The sequence below is a fragment of the Streptomyces sp. 150FB genome (assembly GCF_000818195.1).
In the GTDB taxonomy this organism is placed as follows: domain Bacteria; phylum Actinomycetota; class Actinomycetes; order Streptomycetales; family Streptomycetaceae; genus Streptomyces.
The window spans coordinates 9,100,132-9,117,518 of record NZ_JTHL01000001.1 but is presented as its reverse complement, the minus strand read 5'-3'; the positions used below and the strand labels follow the sequence as shown (position 1 = coordinate 9,117,518).

Here is a 17,387-nt window from a genome sequence, read left to right as displayed (position 1 = left end):
GTGCGTGTGCGGTGTGTTCGGCGGTGGGAATGGGTCACGTACGGGCCGGTGCCGCTCCCGCCGTCGCGCCGGGTCTGAAGACGCAGGCCACCAGTGGCTCGGTGGCCTCCTCCCCCGCGACCAGGGCGGCGAGCATGCGCACCGCCGCCGCGCCCAACTGCGTCCGGGGGATGTCGAATCCGGTGGGTTCAGGTCCGCCGGGCAGATCGGGCGACGGATTGCCGAGCAGCGCGAACGAGGCCTCGCCCGGGCAGTCGACACCGGCCGCCACGGCGGCGGTGCGCAGCGCGCGCCAGGCGGCGCCCGTGTCGGTCTCCTCGGCGACGAAGGCGGTCACCCCCTCGGCGAGCCACGCGCGCAGCACGTCCGGGGTGAGGGCGCGCTCCGGGTCCGCGGAGCGGAAGACGGTGTCGGGACCGCCGGGCAGTCCGGCCTCCTCCAGGCCTTTCAGGAAGCCGTGTTCACGGTCGGTGGAGGCGGGTGCCTCGTCGTCCTCGCGGACGAGCACCATCCGGCGGTGGCCGAGGCCGGCGAGATGGGCGACGACCTCCCGGCTGGCGCTCACGTAGTCGGCGCCGACCCAGGCGAGCCCCTCCAGTTCGTCCCTGCGGCCGACGTGGACCACGGGGAAACCGTCGGCGACCAGCCGCCGCAGTTCGGCGGCCGGTGCGTGGCGGCCGAGGAAGAGGCAGCCGTCGGCGAGCCGGACCCTGCGCAGCGCCTCGGGCCCCGCCGCACCGGCGCCGCCGGTGCTCGACCCGGTGAACAGCACCAGGTCGTAACCGCGCGCCGCCGCCTCCCGCTCGACGCCCACCAGGAACGGGTAGTACGAGTGCTGCACATCGGTGGGGAAGGTCGCCGTGAAGCTGAAGACGCCCAGCAGGTCGTTGCGCGCCGCTGCCAGACTCCGGGCGGCCGGGTCGGGTACGTAGCCGAGGCTGCGCGCGGCTTCGAGGACCTTCGCCCTGGTCTCCTCGGAGATCGCGGCGCCCTGCTTCTTGCCGCCGAGCACCAGCGAGACCGTGGCCTGCGACACCCCGGCGAGCCGGGCGACCTCCGCCTGGCGCGGCCGTGAGGTACGGCCGGCAGGGGCGGGGGTCCGGCCTGGCCGGGACCGCTTCCTGGGTTCGTCCACCCTGACTCCTCCGGCTGTTAATGCGTATTAGTAATGCGCATTAATGAGTACTGTGAGCCTCTTGGGCGCTCCGGTCAAGGGGCTTCGCCGTCTTTTTTCAGCCACCGGACAGGGTCTTCTGCGCCGGACACGCCCGTCGTACGGTGTGATCGTTTGCCACTCACCCGGCAGGCGTGTCCCACGTAGGTGTCCCTCATGACCAAGGCGGTCCCCCGTGTCCCTGTTCGACCTGCCCCTCGAAAAACTCCGTGACTACCGGAGCGCGTCCACGGAACCGGAGGACTTCGACCAGTTCTGGGCGGACACCCTCGCCGAGACGCGCGGCCACGCTCTGAACGCGCGCTTCGAGCCCGTCACGACGGCTCTGACGACGCTCGACATATTCGATGTGACCTTCGCCGGATTCGGCGGGCATCCGGTCAAGGGCTGGCTCGTCCTGCCCGCGGGGACGGCCGAACCGCTGCCCGTGGTGGTGGAGTTCATCGGTTACGGCGGCGGGCGCGGGCTCCCGCACACGCATCTGCTCTGGGCCTCGGCCGGGTTCGCGCACTTCGTGATGGACACCCGTGGCCAGGGCGGCGGTTGGGGCGGCGGGGACACCCCTGACCCGGTGGGCAGCGCCTCCTCGAACCCGGGCTTCCTGACCCGGGGCATCGAGGACCCGCACGAGTTCTACTACCGGCGGCTGTTCACCGACGCGGTACGCGCCGTGGAGGCCGCCCGCTCCCATCCGCTCGTCGACGCCACCCGTACGGTCGCCGCCGGGATCAGCCAGGGCGGCGGAATCACCGTCGCCGTCGGAGGCCTGGTGCCGGACCTCGTGGCGATCGCGCCCGACGTACCGTTCCTCTGCGACTTCCCCCGGGCGACGACGGTCACGGACCGCGATCCGTACCGGGAGGTGGGCAGATACCTCAAGACCTACCGTGGCAGGACCGAGCGGGTGCGCAGGACGCTGAGCTACTTCGACGGGGTGCACTTCGCTTCGCGCGGCCGGGCTCCCGCGCTGTTCTCGGTGGCGCTGGAGGACCAGACCTGCCCGCCGTCGACCGTCTTCGCCGCCTTCAACGCCTATGCCGGGCAGGACAAGACGATCGAGGTCTACGACTTCAACGACCACGAGGGCGGCGGCCCGTTCCAGCAGGCGGTCCAACTGGCCTGGCTGCCGGAGAGGCTGGGCGTGAGCGCCCGCTGACGCGCGAGCAGCGCCCGCTCAGCGGGCCGGGATCAGTTTCCTCGATCGCAGATAGGTCCGCGCGACGTCCTCGGGCAGCCGCCGCCAACTGTCCACCTGCTCGTTCATCGCGGCCAGGTCCCGCGTCGTCAGCGCCCTGTTGAGCCGGTCCAGCACACGCCTGACCGCCTCGCCGCCCGCCCGGGAGCGGTTGACGACGGGCACGAGGTGGTCGGCGTTCTGGAGACGTCTGTCGTCGGCGAGGATCACCAGGCCGAAGTCGTCGAGGGTCGCGTCGGTGGTCGTGGTGACGAGCATCTGGTCCTGGCCCCGCTGGACCGCCTGCTTGGCGGCGGTGGTGCCGATGCCCTTGGGGTCGATGCCGGTGATGTCGATGCCGTACGTCTTCTTCAGCCCCGGCGAGCAGTACGGTCGCCGGGCGCACTCGTCGCCCGCGGCGAGCCGTACCGGCAGCCCCGCCCTGCCCAGGTCGCTGAGCGTCCTCAGCCGGTGCTTCGCCGCGTAACCGGCGGCGACGGCGTACGCGTTCTGGTCGACGGCCCGGCCCGGGGCGAGCACGGTGAGTCCGCGTGCGGCGGCCAGCGGGCGCAGGGACTTCATGGTCGCCGCCAGATCGGGCGACCCCACGGGCTCGGCGTCGGCGCCGTGCGCCCTGGTGTTCAGCCAGTCGGCGAAGGTCGCCGCGTACTCGGGTACGACATCGATCTGACCGCTCTCCAGGGCCGGTTCGTAGATCTCCCGGTTGGTGACGGACAGCAGTTCGGTGTGATAGCCGGCGTGCCTGAGCAGGGACGCGTACATCTCGGCGAGCAGATCGCTCTCGGTGAGGCCCGACGAGCCGATGGTCAGATGCCTGCTGTCGCCGGGCGGCGCGGTGACCGCGCCCCGGTTCTCCAGGGACGGGCCGGTGGAGCAGCCGGCCGCGGCCGGGGCGGTGACGGCCAGGAGCGCGGCTACGAGAGCCGGCCGTACGGATCTCATCCGGCGCCGCTCCTGGCCCGGCGGCCGGGCGCCAGCCACTGTCCCAGCGCGAAAACCCCCTCGACCAGCAGCGCGAACACGGCGACGAGCGCGGCGCCCGCGAGCACCTGCGGGGTGGAGGCGAGGTTGAATCCGGCGGTGATGATCCGGCCGAGACCCCCGCCGCCGACGAGGGCCGCGAGCGTCGCCGTCGCCACGAGCTGTACGGCGGCGACCCGTACACCCGTCATGATCAGCGGCAGCGCGAGCGGCAGCTCGACCCGTCGGAGCTGCTGGGCGCCGGTCATCCCCATGCCCCGTGCGGCCTGTACGACATCGGGGTCCACGCCGCGCATGCCGACGTAGGTGTTGGTGAGCAGCGGTGGGATCGCGAAGAGGACCAGGGCGATGATCGTCGGCCACTGCCCGTACGCGCCGAGCGGGGTGAGGAGCAGCAGGACCAGGACGGCGAAGGTGGGGACGGCCCGGCCGGCGTTGGAGATGTTGACGGCGAGGGCGCCTCCCTTGCCGAGGTGTCCGAGGACCAGCGCGACGGGCAGGGCGACGGCGCAGCTCAGGGCGAGGCAGGCGACGGTGAGGAAGAGGTGTTCGGCGAGCCGGTTCCCGATGCCGTCGGAGCCCGACCAGTGGGAGGCGCTGGTGAGCCACGACCAGGCGGCGGCGAAGGTGTTCACGCGCGCTGCCCCCTCGTCCAGGGGGTGAGCGCGCGCTGGACGGCCAGCAGCAGCAGGTCGGCGATGACGGCGATGACGACGCACAGGACGGACGCGGTGAGCACCTGCGCCTTGAAGAAGGTGTTCATCCCCGCGTAGATGAGATTGCCGAGACCGCCGTGGCCGACGATCGCGCCGATGGTGACGAGGGAGACGGCCGATACGGTCGCGATGCGCAGCCCCGCCATCGCTGCGGGCACGGCGAGCGGCAGCTCGACGGTGAGGAGCAGCCGGACGGGCCCGTATCCGAGGCCGCGCGCCGCCTGCCGGGCATCTTCGGGGACGGCCCGGAGGCCGGCCAGGATGTTGCGTACGAGCAGGGTGAGCGAGTAGAGGACCAGGCCGGCGATGACGAGTGAGACGGACAGCCCGTACACCGGCAGGAGCAGCGAGAACATCGCCAGCGACGGGATGGTGTAGAGGACGGTCGTGACACCGAGGACGGGCCCCGCCGCCCAGTTCCAGCGGCGGGCCGCCAGCGCGAGCGGTACGGCGATCACCAGCCCGAGCAGGACGGACACGGCGGTGAGCGCGACGTGCTGGAGCACCGCGTCGAGCAGGACGTGGCGGCGGCTGGAGACGTAGGCGCCGCAGACCCACTCGTTGCGCGCGAGGCAGTCGTCCGGGGGCGCGGTCACTCGTCCATTGCAGCCGGGGCGGCGGTGGCCCGCGCGTCACGTTGGACCGTACGGGCACGGCGGGTGCCCGCCCGGTGTCAGGCGGCGTTCGCGTGGTCGGCGAGAACCTCCCGGATCACATGGCGTGAGTTGGCGGCGAGCACCGGATTGGTGGTGCGGTAGTACGGGAGCTGGATGAGCGAGATCGACAGCGCCCAGCCACGGGCGCGCGCCCAGGTCGCTTCGTCCGCCCCCACCGCCTCGCGGAACACTCCGCGCGCACCGGCCGGCAGGAGGTTCCACGCCGCGATCAGGTCGACGGTGGGGTCGCCCACGCCGGCGCATCCGAAGTCGATGACCGCGCTGAGCCGGCCGCCGGTCATCAGCAGGTTGCCCGGTGACAGGTCGCTGTGCGACCAGAGGGCCGGACCGGTCCGCTCGGGGACCAGGAGGGCGGCGTCCCAGGCGGCGGTCACCGCTTCGGTGTCGATCAGTCCGCGCAGCTCGCCGATGGCGAGGCGCGTCGGGGCGTCCCTGGTCGCCAGCGGCACACCCCTGCGCGAGGCGGGCGCGCCGGTGCTGGCGACCCGGCGCAGATCCGTGATGAACCGCGCCAGGTCGGCGGCGAGCAGGTCGGGTGCGGCGAGGTGACCGACGACGGGGTTCTCGCCGCCGAGCCAGTGGTAGAGGGACCAGCTCCACGGGTAGCCCTCGCCGGGGCCGCCCTTTCCGAGCGGGACGGGAACGGCGTACGGAAGGTGCGGGGCGAGCACCGGCAGCCAGCGCTGTTCCAGCTCCACCGTCCCGGCGGCGTCCGGCTTGCGGGGAAGGCGGACGGCCATCTCGGCGCCGAGGCGGAACATGGCGTTGTCCGTCCCGGCGGATTCGACGCGTTCCAGGGGCAGGTCCGCCCAGTGGGGGAACTGCGCGGCGATCAGACGGCGTACGAGAGGTCCGTCGATGTCCACCTCGTCGGCGTGCATCCTGGTGGGCAATGAGCACCTTCCGGGGCAGGCGCCGCTCCCGTGGGTACGGCGGACGATGGCACGGCGCGGGGTGCGCCGGGGTACATGTCACCCGTCGAGGTGCCTAGCTGTCGACCCGATATCGGCGCCGGCGGTTATCGCGGGAACCGACCGTACGCGGAACATGGCTGACCCCGGCCGGAGCGTTCTCCGGTCGGGGTCGGCCATGCGCGGGGTGTGCCGGTTCTGTTAGTACGGGCCGTTCACGTTGTCGATCGAGCCGTAGACGGCGGCGGCGTAGTTGCACGCCGCGGTGATGTTGGCGACCGGGTCGTAGCTGTCCATCGACGTACCGGGCACGTGGTAGGCCTGGAACGTCGGGTCGATGACCTGGAGCAGGCCCTTGGACGGCGTTCCGGCGGCGGCGTTGGAGTCCCAGCCGTTGATGGCCTGCGGGTTGCCGGAGGACTCACGCATGATGTTGCGGTAGATGCCGTCATACGTGCCGGGAATGCCGTTTTTGGCCATGACGTCCAGCGACTGCCGGATCCAGCCGTCCAGGTCGTTGGAGTAGGTGCTCTGCGGGGCGGGGGCGCTGTCGGCGCTCGTGTTCTCGGCGGGCGCGCTCTTGGTCGTCGCGCTCTCGGTGGTGGCGCTCTTGGTGCTCTCGGTCTTGGTCGTCACGGACGAGGGGTCCGCCTGACCGGCCGAGGACTTGTCCGCCGTACCCGCTGCGGCCTTTCCGCCGAGCGTCAGCGCGAGGCCCGGGTGGATCAGGGACGGGTTGGAGCCGACGGCCTGCCGGTTCTCCTTGTAGAGCTTCTTCCAGCCGCCGCCGAGCGAGTGCTCGCGGGCGATCTTGGCCAGGGAGTCACCGGAGACGACGGTGTAGGTCGCCGAGTGGTCCTTCTGGGCGGCGGCGGAGGTGACCGCCGTTTCTGTGGCGGCGTGCTGCGCCGAGGGCGCGGCCTCGGCGGTGGTAGCGGCCACCAGCGGGATGGCGAGTGCGGCGCCACCCGTGCCCGCTGCGACAAGGCGGCGGGCGAAACGGCTGCTCATGGAACGACGGTGCTTACCCTTTATGGGCATGACGAAATTCCTCTCCGTCGCCTACGAGGTGAGCTGTCGGGTTCGGGCTGGAGATGCCCGGTCGCAGGTGACTGCGACTTCACCCCGAGCCGGTCCGTTTCCGGATCGGCGACTTACCTGGGTCCCCCGCTCCTGCCGAACGTGAGTGGGTTCGGATGGGTTTCCGGACAGCGGCAGGATTAGGCGGTCCGCCCGGATTGACGTGAACGTAAGCGACAACACCGGAACGAAACAAGTCCAGAATTCACAGAGCTATCCGAATGGCGATTCCCACGGGGGAGGATTCGCTTGGCCGTCGGGCTCCGGAGCGCTCAACTTTCTTTCTCCGCCAGGGAACTGAGCCAGGGCTCACGGCACCACCGCCCAGCGGTTGCGTGACACATATCACTGATGCGGCCTTGAACCCGGCCCACAACGCCGTAGATATATCAATAAGTTGCACGAGTGGAACATAGGAGAGTTACAGGGAGAACAGTGTCAAATCACCCCTAATGGGCACCTGTCATTTCCCCTGTCTCAACTCCCGGAGCCGCGCGGTTCCACCGGGGTGTACGGACGCCGGCGAGGGCGGTTATGCGTTACCCGCCCTCCCGGCGCCCCATTTGCCGGGGGCCGTGCGCAGACTCCCGACCGTATCGAATTGACAGGCCCGTTTGTGTTTCTGACCCCCTGTCGGTCCTGAGTTCCGGAGTCCATCGGCGTCAAGAATGGCCGGGGGAACAGCATTTACGGGTGCGCGCATCGGATTCGTGGAAAAGACCCGGCTAGTCGAAGACGGAGACCTGCGCACGGTGGTGCAGCGGACTCTCGATCTCGTCGATCAGCGCCACGGCGAGATCCGCGTAGGAAAGGCCCAACGGCCCCGCTCCGGTGACGGATTCGCCTCCGGTGCGGTAGCGGCCGGTCCTCGGGCCCGCCGAGTCCAGCAGCGCGGGCGGGGTCAGCACGAGCCAGTCGACCTCCGTGTCCGCCGACCTGAGCCTCTCCAGGCCGGCGAGATGGGCACGGGCGAACGGCCTGATCTCGGGCGGGAACTGGCCCGGATCGTCCATCACCAGGCCCCCGCCGGGCGTCCTCAGATACGCGAACAGGCCGACGACCACAAGCCGGGGCACCCCCGCGCGGGCCAGTCCGTCCAGCAGCGCGCCGGCGGCCTTGACGAAGAATTCGGGATCGAGAGCGGCGAATCCCTGTTCCGGTCCGGTGAACGGACTCACCGCGTGGATCGCCGCGCCGTGTCCCCGCGCCGCGAGCGCGATCCCCCGCGCGTCCGTGACGTCGCCCCCTACGACGGAGACACCGTCCGCCGCCAGGTCGCCGTACTTCCCCGGATCGCGGACCACGGCGGTGACGCGGTGCCCCCGCGCCCGCGCCTCGGCGGTGGCCGCCCGCCCGGCCCGGCCGCCGGCCCCGAAAATGACGATGCCGTCCATGACGTCCCCCTCCGGCAGCGACTCTCGCCGCCCGGCAGAAACGGTATCCATGGGATACTGGTTACTTCAAAGAAACCGGAAGGGGTCTAACCTTCCCGCATGGCTGAGCCGTTGGATCCAGACATGTTCGACCCCATGTGTCCGTCGAACGCCATGCCGATCAGGATCGGCGACAAGTGGACGGGCATGGTGGTGATCTGCCTGGAGGACGGCCCCCGGAGGTTCAACGAACTCCGCGCTCCGCTGCGGCGCATCACACCGAAGGTGCTCACCCAGACCCTGCGGGCGATGGAACGCGACGGCCTGGTGAGCCGTACCGCGTACGACGAGAACCCGCCCCGGGTCGAGTACGAACTGACCACGCTCGGCCGCTCCCTGTTCCCCCTCATCGCCTCGGCGCGCGCCTGGAGCCGGGAGCATCTGGGGCCGCTGCTCATGGCCCGGGAGGCGTACGAAGAACCCGAGGCGTAGCAAGGCGTTGGTCAGGTGGCGTCGTGGAACACCAGGCCGAGCGTGTGCCGTTGGCCTGAGCGGACGGCGGAGACGCCGTGCCGTACGGGGGCCGCCGACCAGCCGCGCCGCGAGAGCACCGGCCGGTCGCGGGTGGTGAAGACCAGGCCCTGCCCCTGCGGGACGAGGGTCGCCGTGCCCCGGGACTGGGCGCGCGGGCGCTGCTCGACGAGCAGGAACTCCCCTCCGGTGTGGTCCTCGCCCGGCGAGTTGAGGTTGATCACGACCTGGAGCGGAAAGACCTTCTCCCCGAACAGGTCCCGGTGCAGGGCGTTCCAGTCGCCGCTTCCGTAGCGCAGCAGGATCGGCGTGGGCCGCTCCTGGCCGGCCCGGTGGCAGATCTCCAGCCATTCGCCGAGGGAGTCGGGCCACTCCGCCTCGCGGCCGAGCTTGTCGTACCAGTCGCGGGCGATGGGCAGCAGCCGCGGGTACAGCTCCTCGCGCAGGCGTCGTACCGGGTCGGGGAAGGGGTTGTCGAAGTAGCGGTACTCGCCGCTGCCGAACCGGTGCCGCCCCATGTCGACCGTGGAACGGAACAGCTCGTCCCGGTCGTAGAGGCCGGCGATGTCCGCGCATTCGGCGGGGGTCAGGAGTTGGGGCAGCAGCGCGCAGCCGTAGTCGTTGACCTCGTCGGTGACCGCGTGCCAGTCGGCCCCGGCGACGCGCCGCGCGAACGCGTCCGTTTCCGTGGCGACCTCTCGGGTCGCGCCGCGTTCTTTCCGCTTCGTTGTGGTGCTCATGGTGCCGCCTCCGAAGTGCCAGGTGCGTGATCGCTCACACCAGGTAGACGCAGCAGCGGCGGAAAACGTGAGGGCCCTGGGCCTCAAGCCGTAGATCCGGCCCTGCCCTGGTCCGCCGGTCGGACGGGGCGCAGCTCCCTGACGATGGCCTCGGCGCGGGCGGTGGTGACGCCCACCGACAGCAGGGCCGTCATCGCGGCCGCCCTGCCCGCCTCGGCCGCCGGGATGGCGTCGTCGTTGACGGCCTCCATCATTCCGAAGAGCTGCTGCTCGTGTACGTACGCCAGCGCGGCAGCCGGCACCGGGGTGGCGAACTCACCCTCGTCCAGGCCCCATTGGATCAGCTTCAGGCACTGCTCACGGACCGGCTCCAGCCGCCGCCTGATGCCTTCCATGCTGACGCTGCGCTGGGCCAGGCCCACCAGGAGACGGTAGCGGTCAGCGGTTTCCCACACGGCGGCGACCGCACCCGCCAGCGCCCTGCCCGGTTCCGTCGCGCCCTCCCGGCCTCGCGCGTGGGCCTCGATCACCGCGTCGACCGCCTCGTCCACGAGGGTCGAGATCAGCGCGTCGCGCGTCGGGAAGTGACCGTAGACCGTGCGCCGTACGACGCCCGCCGCGCGCGCGATCTGGTCCATCGACGCGTCGGGCTCGTGCAGCAACTCGGCGAGTGCGGTCCCCAGGATGTGGCGGCGGTTCGTATCGGCTCGGGTCATGGCTCCATTTTGCACACGCCTGCGCAAAGAGGTAACTTGCACAGCGCCGTGCAATTGCACAGCACTGCGCAAGTCGAGGAAGGCGGAGGACTGTGGCTCTCGTTGTGAGACAACCGGTCGCGGAGATGGAACGGCCTTACGGCCGCCGGTGGTGGGCGCTGCTCGTGCTGTGCCTGAGCCTGCTGGTCATCGTGATGGCCAACACCGCGCTCACGGTCGCCGCGCCCGACATGACCCGGGATCTGGGCCTGTCCAGTGCCGATCTGCAATGGGTCATAGACGCCTACACCGTGCCCTACGCGGCGCTGATGCTGCTGTTCGGGGCGGTCGGCGACAAGTACAGCCGGCGCGGTGCCTTTGTGCTGGGACTGGTGATCTTCGGCGCCGGTTCGGTCTCCGGCTCGCTCGTGGACAGCTCCACGGGCGTCATCCTCTCCCGCGCCGTGATGGGCGTCGGCGCCGCGATGATCATGCCGGCGACGCTCTCCCTGCTCGCTGCGACATTCCCGCGCGCCGAACGCGCCAAGGCGATCCTGCTGTGGACGGCCACGGCCGGGGTCGCCATCGCGGCGGGGCCGCTCCTCGCCGGGGCGCTGCTGGAGGGCCACGGCTGGTCCTCGACGTTCCTGATCAACGTGCCGCTCGCCGTCCTCGGTGTGATCGGCGCCTTCACCCTCGTACCGCCGTCCAGGGCGGGCGTGCACAGCCGGATCGACTACGCCGGCGGGACCCTGTCCGTGCTGTGGATCGGCTCGCTCGTCTACGCGATGATCCAGGGGCCGCACTTCGGCTGGGACACCAAGGCCGTCGCCGCGGCCGTCCTCGCCGCCGCGGCGCTCGCGGTCTTCGTGTGGTGGGAGCTGCGCCACCCCCGGCCCGTACTGGACGTCCGGCGCTTCCTCGACCGTACGTTCGCGGGCACGAATCTGGCCGTCGCCCTCTTCTTCGTAGCGGTGTTCGCGTCGTTCTACTACCTCACCCAGCACCTCCAGTTCGTGCTGGGCTACAGCCCGCTGGAGACCGGGACCCGGATGCTCCCCCTGGCCGTCGCCGTCTTCGCCGGCTCCGCACTGACCGGCTTCCTGACCCCGCGCCTGGGCATCAAGGTCACCATCACGGCGGGCATGGCGGGCGCCACGGTGGCGCTCGTCCTGCTCACACAGGTGGACGCCAGCTCCGGTTACGGTGCACTGGCACCGGCGCTGGCCGTCCTCGGCCTCTCGGTCGGCCTCGCGCTCGGCCCCTGCACGGAAACCATCATGGGCGCCTTCCCGGAGTCCGAACTCGGCGTGGGCGGAGCCGTCAACGACACCTCGCTCGAACTCGGGGGATCGCTCGGCATCGCCGTCATGGGCTCGGTGCTGGCACGCTCGTACGCCGACAACCTCGCCGACGCGGTACGCGGCAGAGCCCCCGCCGCCGCACTCGACGCGGCCCAGGACTCCGTGGGCGCCGGTTACGCGGTGGCCCGGCAGGTCGGCGCGCAGGCGGGACCGCAACAGGCGAAGGCATTCTCGGACGCGGTAGCCGGCGCCTTCTCCGACGCCGTCGCCCACACCAGCCTCCTCACGGCGATCGTGCTCGCCGTGGGCACACTGGCCGTCGGATTCATCCTCCCGCGCCGCACCTCCGCGCGCCCGGCGGCGCCGGAGACTTCCGTGCCGGCGGCTCGGCCGATGGAGCGGGAGAAGGCTTAGGGATCGTGGTCCCGCTCGGCGAGCCGCCGGGACCGTATCCGGGGTATGGATGGTGCCCCGTCATCCCGGTGCTCAGTCGGCACTTCCGGCTGATCTGGTTCGACAACCGTGGCACCGGGAGGAGCGACTCCCCTCGCGGAGTGACCTCGATACCGGCCGTCGCCGAGGACGCCCTGACCGTCCTCGACACGGCCGAGGTCGAGGCCGCCCACATCTACGGAGTCTCCATGGGCGGCTTTGTCGCGCAGCACCTGGCCATCACCGCGCCCCGGCGGCTGCGCTCCCTCGTCCTCGGATGCAGCGCCGTTCCCACCGCGGAGAAACCACGATCGGGCAGGGCCGGCTACGTCCAGTACTGGCTTCCGCCACGGCTGTCCACCCCGCTCTCGCGGCGCTACTTCATTGGCCACAACTACCTGGTCGACGCCACACGCCAGGCCGACGACGCGGTGCTGTCGTTCCTTCGGGATCCGTGGCGGGCCGCCAGTACAGGCAACACCCGCTAGGCCCTGTCCGCCCCAAAGGCGCGGCGCACCGGGAGCGGGCCGTGCGCGGCGTACGTACGGCCAACTCGCCCCGGGCGGCGTCCACTCGTACGCCTCAGTCGCGGCGCGTCTCCAGGATGCGCAGGTCGTCGCTGACCGGGATCGTACGCACCACACGCAGGCCCGCCCGTTCCGCCAGCGTCCGGTAGTCCGACTCCGGCCGGTCCTGGCCGCCCACCAGCACGGTCAGCAACAGCCCCCGGAACAGCGCCTCCTGGTCGGACTCCTCGTCCACCACGCCCTCGATGATCAGCAGGGCGGAATCGGGCCTCATCGCCCCCTTGATCTGCTCCAGGATGCGCACGATCGTGTCGTCGTCCCAGTCGTGGAGGGCGCGCTTGATGGTGTAGACGTCGGCCCCGGCCGGCACCTTCTCGAAGAAGTCGCCTGCCACCACCTCGTACCGCCCGGCCAGGCCCGCCTTCGCCAGGCGCTCCTCGGCGAGCGGCACGATCTCGGGGCGTTCGAGGATGGTGCCGCGCACCCCGGTGTGCGCGGTGAGGACGGCGGCCAGGAGGCTGCCGAGTCCCCCGGCGACATCGACCACCGTGCGGGCCACCGAGAAGTCGTACGCCCTGGCGACCCCGGCGCTCTCCTCCTGGGACACCGCGTTCATCGCCGCGTTGAACCGCTGCTTGGCGTCCGGGTCGCTCTTGGTCAGTCCCCAGAACGACTCCCCGTTGGCGATCTCGAAGGAGGCCTCCCCGGTCCGTACCGAGTGGAGCAGGTCGCCCCACGCGGCCCAGTGCCACTTCGCCGCCATGAACCGCGCGTCGGTGGACTCGGCGTTGCCCGGCTCGGTGACCAGCACGGCGGAGAGCGGCGACTGCGCGTACGTCCGGCCGTCCGCCCCGCGCAGAAACACTCCGAAGGTGGACAGGGCGCGCAACAGCCGGCCGAGTGTGGCGGCGTGCGTGCCGGTGTGTTCGGCCAGTTCGGTCACGGTGTGCTCCCCGCGCGTCAGCAGGTCGGGGATGCCCAACTCGACGGCGACATGGATGGCGCGGGCCCGCCATGCCCCCTGGAGCAGTTCCACCATCTCCTTGTTCGGGCCCTTGTCCGCTGTTTCGACATGCTCGGTCATCTGTGTTCTCCGTAAACGCTCGGCTCTGGCTGGGGCGTCTGGTGAGTACGGGAGGAGCGTGCGTGCCCGCGGGGGGGGCGGTTCCCGGTGCGCCGGGAACCGCCCTGGGCCGGGAGAGAAGGGAGTTATCCCTCTGCGGGAACCGGCGGGATGTTGTGGTTGACGCGGAACATGTTGCCCGGGTCCCAGGTGTTCTTCAGGGCGACGAGCCTGGCGTACGCCTCGGGGGTGTACGCCTCGCTCACATAGGCGGCGTCGGTGTGGGCGATGCCCGCAACGAAGTTGAGCATCCTGGTCCCGCTGTTCCAGGGTGCGAACGCCTCCACGACCTTGTCCTGGTCCGCCAGTACGGCATCGTCCTCACCGATACCCAGCACCCCGGCGGAGTAGACCTGGAACGGCGCCTCGACATGGGCGACGGCGTTGGGCACCTCCGGCGGCCTGGCGAGCGCACCGCCGAGCTGCCGCATCTCCAGAGCGACCGCGCTCTGCGTCCCGGGCCCGACCAGGCTCAGTACGACGTCGGCCACCTCGCGGTCGAAGCGGGTGAGCTGGAAGGTGTTGATGTGGTAACGGCCGGGCGTGGGCGGGTCGTTGTGGATGGTGCCGACCTCGGTGTACGGGATGTCGGCGACCGTGTCGAGCAGGGTGGGCGCGAGGTCCCTGAGCGGCTTGATGAGCCGCTCGCCCTCCTCCGGCGCGCCGAGGTAGCAGATCCGCAGGTGCAGGGCGAAGTGCCCGCGCAGCTCGTCCGGTACACCGTCCACATCGGGCCAGTTCAGCATGAAGAAGGAGGAGCCCATCTCCTCCGGCATGCCCGCAGCCCACTCGCTGTAGAAGCGCAGCACCTCCGGGGCCGACTCGGCCGGGAAGAAGAGCCCCCCGCCGTAGAGCCGGGACACCTCGAACAGCTCGACCTCGATCGCGGTCACCACGCCGAAGTTGCCCTTGCCGCCGCGGAGCGCCCAGAAGAGGTCGGTGTTCTCCTCCTCGGTGGCGACCCGCAGTTCACCGTCGGCCGTGACGACCTCGATACGGCTCACGTGGTCCGCCGCGAACCCGTAGCGGCGTGACATGACGCCGACGCCGCCGCCGAGTGTGTACGAGACCGCGCCGACGAACGGCGCCGAGCCGTTGAGCGGCGCGAGACCGTGCCGGGCCGTTTCGGGGATGACGTCCTGCCAGAGCACGCCGGCCTCCAGCCGGGCGACACGGCGCCCGGGGTCGACCTCGTACCGGTTCATCCCCCGGGTGGCGAGAAAGAGTGTGTTCCCGTCGGCGGGCAGTGCCGCGCCGTGTCCGGTGATCTGGACGGCGACCGCCAGCCCGTGGTCACGGGCGAAGCGGACCGCTGTCACCACGTCCTCGGCGTCCGCCACGGCGACAACCACCGCCGGACGGTGCTCGACTGCGCGGTCGAAGCCGTCGATGTGCTCGCTGTAGCCGGAATCGTCCGGCAGGAAGACGGGGCCGGTCACGCTGTCGGCGAGTTTGCGGACCTCCTCGGGGGGCACGGTCGCCCAGTCCGACCCGCTTCTGTGCTCGCTCACTTGTCGCCTTTCTGTTCTGTCGCGCTGTCGTGTGTTCTGTCGCCCGGCGTCCACCCGGTCCCCGGTGGGGTGGATCGCTGAGTTCAGCGTCTCGGGCCGCGAGAGTATCCAAGCAGCGGGCACTGACAGGCCGTAATGAGCCAGTGCGCCCGTCTGGTCGGCACTTGTCCGCCGCGCGCGGTGCCCCTCATGCGAGCCGGCGCCCTCTGAGCAGGGTGAGCAGTGCCGTCACCGACTCCTCGACGCTTCCCCGGTGCGCCGGGAGCGTGAGATCGGGCGGGGCGTGCGGGTCGTTGTCGGCACCCGGTCCGGCGCGTCCGGCGCGTCCGGTGGTGACCTGGACCTCCAGACACGTGGTTTCCGTCCGCGCGTGTCGCTCGCGTACGGCCGCCATGTCCCGCGTGTCGGGGGCCGTCAGCGGCACCAGGGCGAGGACGCCGTTACGGGCGAGCACCTCGGCGACGAGGCCGACGCGCCGGACGTCGGCGACGCGGTGCTGAGAGGCCCGTCCCGTACCGGGGCCGAACAGCGCGACTGTCTCGTCCCCGTCGAAGACGTGCACGCGCCGACCCTCCGTCTCCAGGCGGCGGGCGAGCGCCCTGGCGACCGTCGTTCTGTCCGCGTCCGCACCTGCGGGCCCGGTGAGCCATACGGTGGCCCCTGGCCAGCAGGTGCAGAAGGGGCGGTGTGCTGTCATCGACCACTCCGAAGGGTCAGTGGCGGGTTTTCGGTGCGGTCCGGCACCCGCGCGACGATGCTCCGTACCGCCGAGGCCAGCCGCCGGCGGCGTTGCGCGCCGGGGGGCGGTACGGCGCACTCGGCCCGCCACGCCACGAAGCCGTCGGGCCGTACCAGCAGGGCGCCGCCGGCCCCCGTACCGCAGGACTCCGCGAAGGCGGCGGGCGATGTGCCCGGGCCTGCGACGACCGTGTGGGCGGTGACCGGGACCGCGAGTTCCCCGGCGACCTCCGCCGCCGTGTGCCGCCACCGGTCGTCGGTGGCGAGCAGGGTGAGATGGGGGGCGCCCCGGGACGGCCCGAACAGGTCGAGGGTGGAGACCGGCGGCGCCCGGTCGGCCCCCAGAAGCCGTACCGGCAGATACGGCAGCCTCGTGCCGGGGGCTCCCGACAGATCGAACGTGCGGGGAAAGGCCTCGTCCGGTCCGGCCTGGCTGTCGGATCCGGCCCACCGGCCGGGCACCGCCGGGGAGTTGTAGCGGTATCCCATGATGATGACGCGCGGGTCGCAGGTGGTGACACCGCCGAGCCGTTCCGACGGCACACCGTCGAGCAGGAGGGTCTGCTGGGCGGTGGCGTGCCCGACCGGCCGCCGTTCCGTGTCGTACGTGTCGAGGAGCGCCGGTCCCGCCCAGCCGCGCAGGACGGCCGCGATCTTCCAGGCGAGGTTGTGCGCGTCCTGGATCCCCATGTTGGACCCGTAGCCGCCGGCCGGCGGGTGCAGGTGGGCGGCGTCCCCCACGAGGAAGACGGGTCCCCGCCGGTAGCGTTCGGCGACCCAGTGTCTGGCCTGCCAGCGGAGCGTCCCCGCCAGTTCGACGCCGATGCCCGGATCCCCGATCGCGGCGCGTACGAGGGCCAGGCAGCGGTCCGGGTCGGGGGGTCCCCCGTCGGCGCCGACGGCGTGGCTCTCCACGGCCGCCGCCCAGGTGTGTTCCTGGTTGAGCTGCATCACCGCCCCGGAGAAGCCCGGGTTCTCGATCATGCTCATGAAGAACCGGCGGCCCTTCACCAGTCCGGTGAGGTCGGCCCTGAAGAGGATGGTGGTCCGGGATGCGACCGTGCCGAGGCCGGTCCTGGGAATGCCGATCTGCTCCGGGATCCTGCCGTGCGCGCCGTCGGCGGCGATCAGGTAGCGGGCGGTGAGGGTGTCCGTCCCGCCGTCCGGGCGCCGGACCCGGGCCAGCACGCCGTCCTCACGTACCGTCAGGCCGGTCAGTTCGTGACCGAACCGCACGTCGGCGCCGGCCAGTACGGCGGCGTCGCGCAGCAGCGGCTCCATCCGGTCCTGTCCGCACCAGTAGGGCGGGCACGGGCCGGGTACGGCGAGTTCCTCGTCCCCGGTCTCCAGCACCTCGGCGCTGTCGAGTCCGGCGAGTGAGCTGACACCGACCACCGTGCGGGGCAGCACCCGGTCGGGCTCGGTGTCGGCGCGCGGGTCGCCGCCGGCGACGACCTCGAAACCGGCTGCCGCCACCGCCGGCTCCAGGCCCGCCTCGCGCAGCAACTCCATGGTCCGCCGGGTGACATGGGTGGCGCGGGGCAGCGTGGACGTACCGGCCCTGCGGTCCAGGAGGCTGACGGCGACGCCCGCGCCCGCGAGGAACAGCGCGGCCGACAGCCCGGCGGGTCCGCCGCCGACGACCAGTACGGACATGGGCGCAGCCCCCCGCCCGGTCT

17 protein-coding genes and 1 riboswitch are annotated in these 17,387 nt (G+C 71.3%); of the genes, 4 read left to right on the top strand and 13 right to left on the bottom strand.

Annotated features, from left to right (window positions below):
- Nucleotides 1-34: 34 nt before the first annotated feature.
- Nucleotides 35-1,135 carry a LacI family DNA-binding transcriptional regulator gene (locus QR77_RS39060; RefSeq protein ID WP_063798132.1) on the bottom strand — a complete coding sequence of 367 codons (1,101 nt, stop codon included), beginning with the start codon at nucleotides 1,133-1,135 and terminating at the stop codon, nucleotides 35-37.
- A gap of 214 nt (nucleotides 1,136-1,349) precedes the next feature.
- On the opposite strand from QR77_RS39060, the gene QR77_RS39055 reads away from it, so the two are divergent.
- Nucleotides 1,350-2,330, top strand: coding sequence for an acetylxylan esterase (locus QR77_RS39055; RefSeq protein WP_040026664.1), 981 nt, complete (start codon nucleotides 1,350-1,352; stop codon nucleotides 2,328-2,330).
- A gap of 18 nt (nucleotides 2,331-2,348) precedes the next feature.
- Here QR77_RS39055 and QR77_RS39050 read toward each other — a convergent pair whose 3' ends face one another.
- The 6 genes from QR77_RS39050 to QR77_RS39025 form a co-directional block, all read right to left on the bottom strand.
- Nucleotides 2,349-3,311, bottom strand: coding sequence for an ABC transporter substrate-binding protein (locus QR77_RS39050; protein WP_040026663.1), 963 nt, complete (start codon nucleotides 3,309-3,311; stop codon nucleotides 2,349-2,351).
- Nucleotides 3,308-3,985, bottom strand: coding sequence for an ABC transporter permease (locus tag QR77_RS39045; protein ID WP_040026662.1), 678 nt, complete (start codon nucleotides 3,983-3,985; stop codon nucleotides 3,308-3,310). The genes QR77_RS39050 and QR77_RS39045 overlap by 4 nt, the downstream gene beginning before the upstream one ends.
- Entirely contained in the window at nucleotides 3,982-4,662 is a 681-nt protein-coding gene (locus QR77_RS39040; protein WP_040026660.1) for an ABC transporter permease, read from the bottom strand. The genes QR77_RS39045 and QR77_RS39040 overlap by 4 nt, the downstream gene beginning before the upstream one ends.
- 77 nt (nucleotides 4,663-4,739) lie before the next feature.
- Nucleotides 4,740-5,624 (bottom strand): aminoglycoside phosphotransferase family protein, encoded by an 885-nt coding sequence (locus QR77_RS39035; RefSeq protein ID WP_040026659.1) that lies wholly within the window; start codon nucleotides 5,622-5,624, stop codon nucleotides 4,740-4,742.
- A gap of 231 nt (nucleotides 5,625-5,855) precedes the next feature.
- On the bottom strand, nucleotides 5,856-6,695 hold the full coding sequence (locus QR77_RS39030; RefSeq protein WP_040026658.1) for a LysM peptidoglycan-binding domain-containing protein: 840 nt from the start codon (nucleotides 6,693-6,695) through the stop codon (nucleotides 5,856-5,858).
- 5 nt (nucleotides 6,696-6,700) lie between these two features.
- Nucleotides 6,701-6,857, bottom strand: a riboswitch (cyclic di-AMP (ydaO/yuaA leader).
- A gap of 602 nt (nucleotides 6,858-7,459) precedes the next feature.
- Nucleotides 7,460-8,179 (bottom strand): NAD(P)H-binding protein, encoded by a 720-nt coding sequence (locus QR77_RS39025; protein ID WP_347359817.1) that lies wholly within the window; start codon nucleotides 8,177-8,179, stop codon nucleotides 7,460-7,462.
- Nucleotides 8,180-8,227: 48 nt separating this feature from the next.
- On the opposite strand from QR77_RS39025, the gene QR77_RS39020 reads away from it, so the two are divergent.
- On the top strand, nucleotides 8,228-8,599 hold the full coding sequence (locus QR77_RS39020) for a helix-turn-helix domain-containing protein (RefSeq protein ID WP_040026657.1): 372 nt from the start codon (nucleotides 8,228-8,230) through the stop codon (nucleotides 8,597-8,599).
- An 11-nt stretch (nucleotides 8,600-8,610) separates the two neighbouring features.
- Here QR77_RS39020 and QR77_RS39015 read toward each other — a convergent pair whose 3' ends face one another.
- Complete coding sequence (locus QR77_RS39015) at nucleotides 8,611-9,378, bottom strand: 2OG-Fe(II) oxygenase (protein WP_040026656.1); 768 nt, start codon at nucleotides 9,376-9,378, stop codon at nucleotides 8,611-8,613.
- A gap of 83 nt (nucleotides 9,379-9,461) precedes the next feature.
- Nucleotides 9,462-10,094 (bottom strand): TetR/AcrR family transcriptional regulator, encoded by a 633-nt coding sequence (locus QR77_RS39010; protein WP_052489419.1) that lies wholly within the window; start codon nucleotides 10,092-10,094, stop codon nucleotides 9,462-9,464.
- Between the two features lie 92 nt (nucleotides 10,095-10,186).
- On the opposite strand from QR77_RS39010, the gene QR77_RS39005 reads away from it, so the two are divergent.
- Complete coding sequence (locus QR77_RS39005; RefSeq protein ID WP_052489418.1) at nucleotides 10,187-11,791, top strand: MFS transporter; 1,605 nt, start codon at nucleotides 10,187-10,189, stop codon at nucleotides 11,789-11,791.
- 5 nt (nucleotides 11,792-11,796) lie between these two features.
- Entirely contained in the window at nucleotides 11,797-12,297 is a 501-nt protein-coding gene (locus tag QR77_RS44525; protein ID WP_236711003.1) for an alpha/beta fold hydrolase, read from the top strand.
- A gap of 94 nt (nucleotides 12,298-12,391) precedes the next feature.
- On the opposite strand, the gene QR77_RS38995 is transcribed toward QR77_RS44525, so the two are convergent.
- From QR77_RS38995 to QR77_RS38980, 4 genes are all read right to left on the bottom strand, one after another.
- Nucleotides 12,392-13,420 carry a methyltransferase gene (locus QR77_RS38995; protein ID WP_052489417.1) on the bottom strand — a complete coding sequence of 343 codons (1,029 nt, stop codon included), beginning with the start codon at nucleotides 13,418-13,420 and terminating at the stop codon, nucleotides 12,392-12,394.
- 125 nt (nucleotides 13,421-13,545) lie between these two features.
- Complete coding sequence (locus QR77_RS38990) at nucleotides 13,546-14,970, bottom strand: FAD-binding oxidoreductase (RefSeq protein WP_236711001.1); 1,425 nt, start codon at nucleotides 14,968-14,970, stop codon at nucleotides 13,546-13,548.
- A 187-nt stretch (nucleotides 14,971-15,157) separates the two neighbouring features.
- Nucleotides 15,158-15,667, bottom strand: a complete 510-nt coding sequence (locus QR77_RS38985) for an adenylyl-sulfate kinase (RefSeq protein WP_040026654.1) — start codon at nucleotides 15,665-15,667, stop codon at nucleotides 15,158-15,160.
- A complete protein-coding gene (locus tag QR77_RS38980) occupies nucleotides 15,664-17,364 on the bottom strand; it encodes an FAD-dependent monooxygenase (protein WP_052489415.1) in 1,701 nt (566 codons plus the stop codon). Before QR77_RS38980 ends, QR77_RS38985 begins: the two co-directional genes overlap by 4 nt.
- Nucleotides 17,365-17,387: the final 23 nt, after the last annotated feature.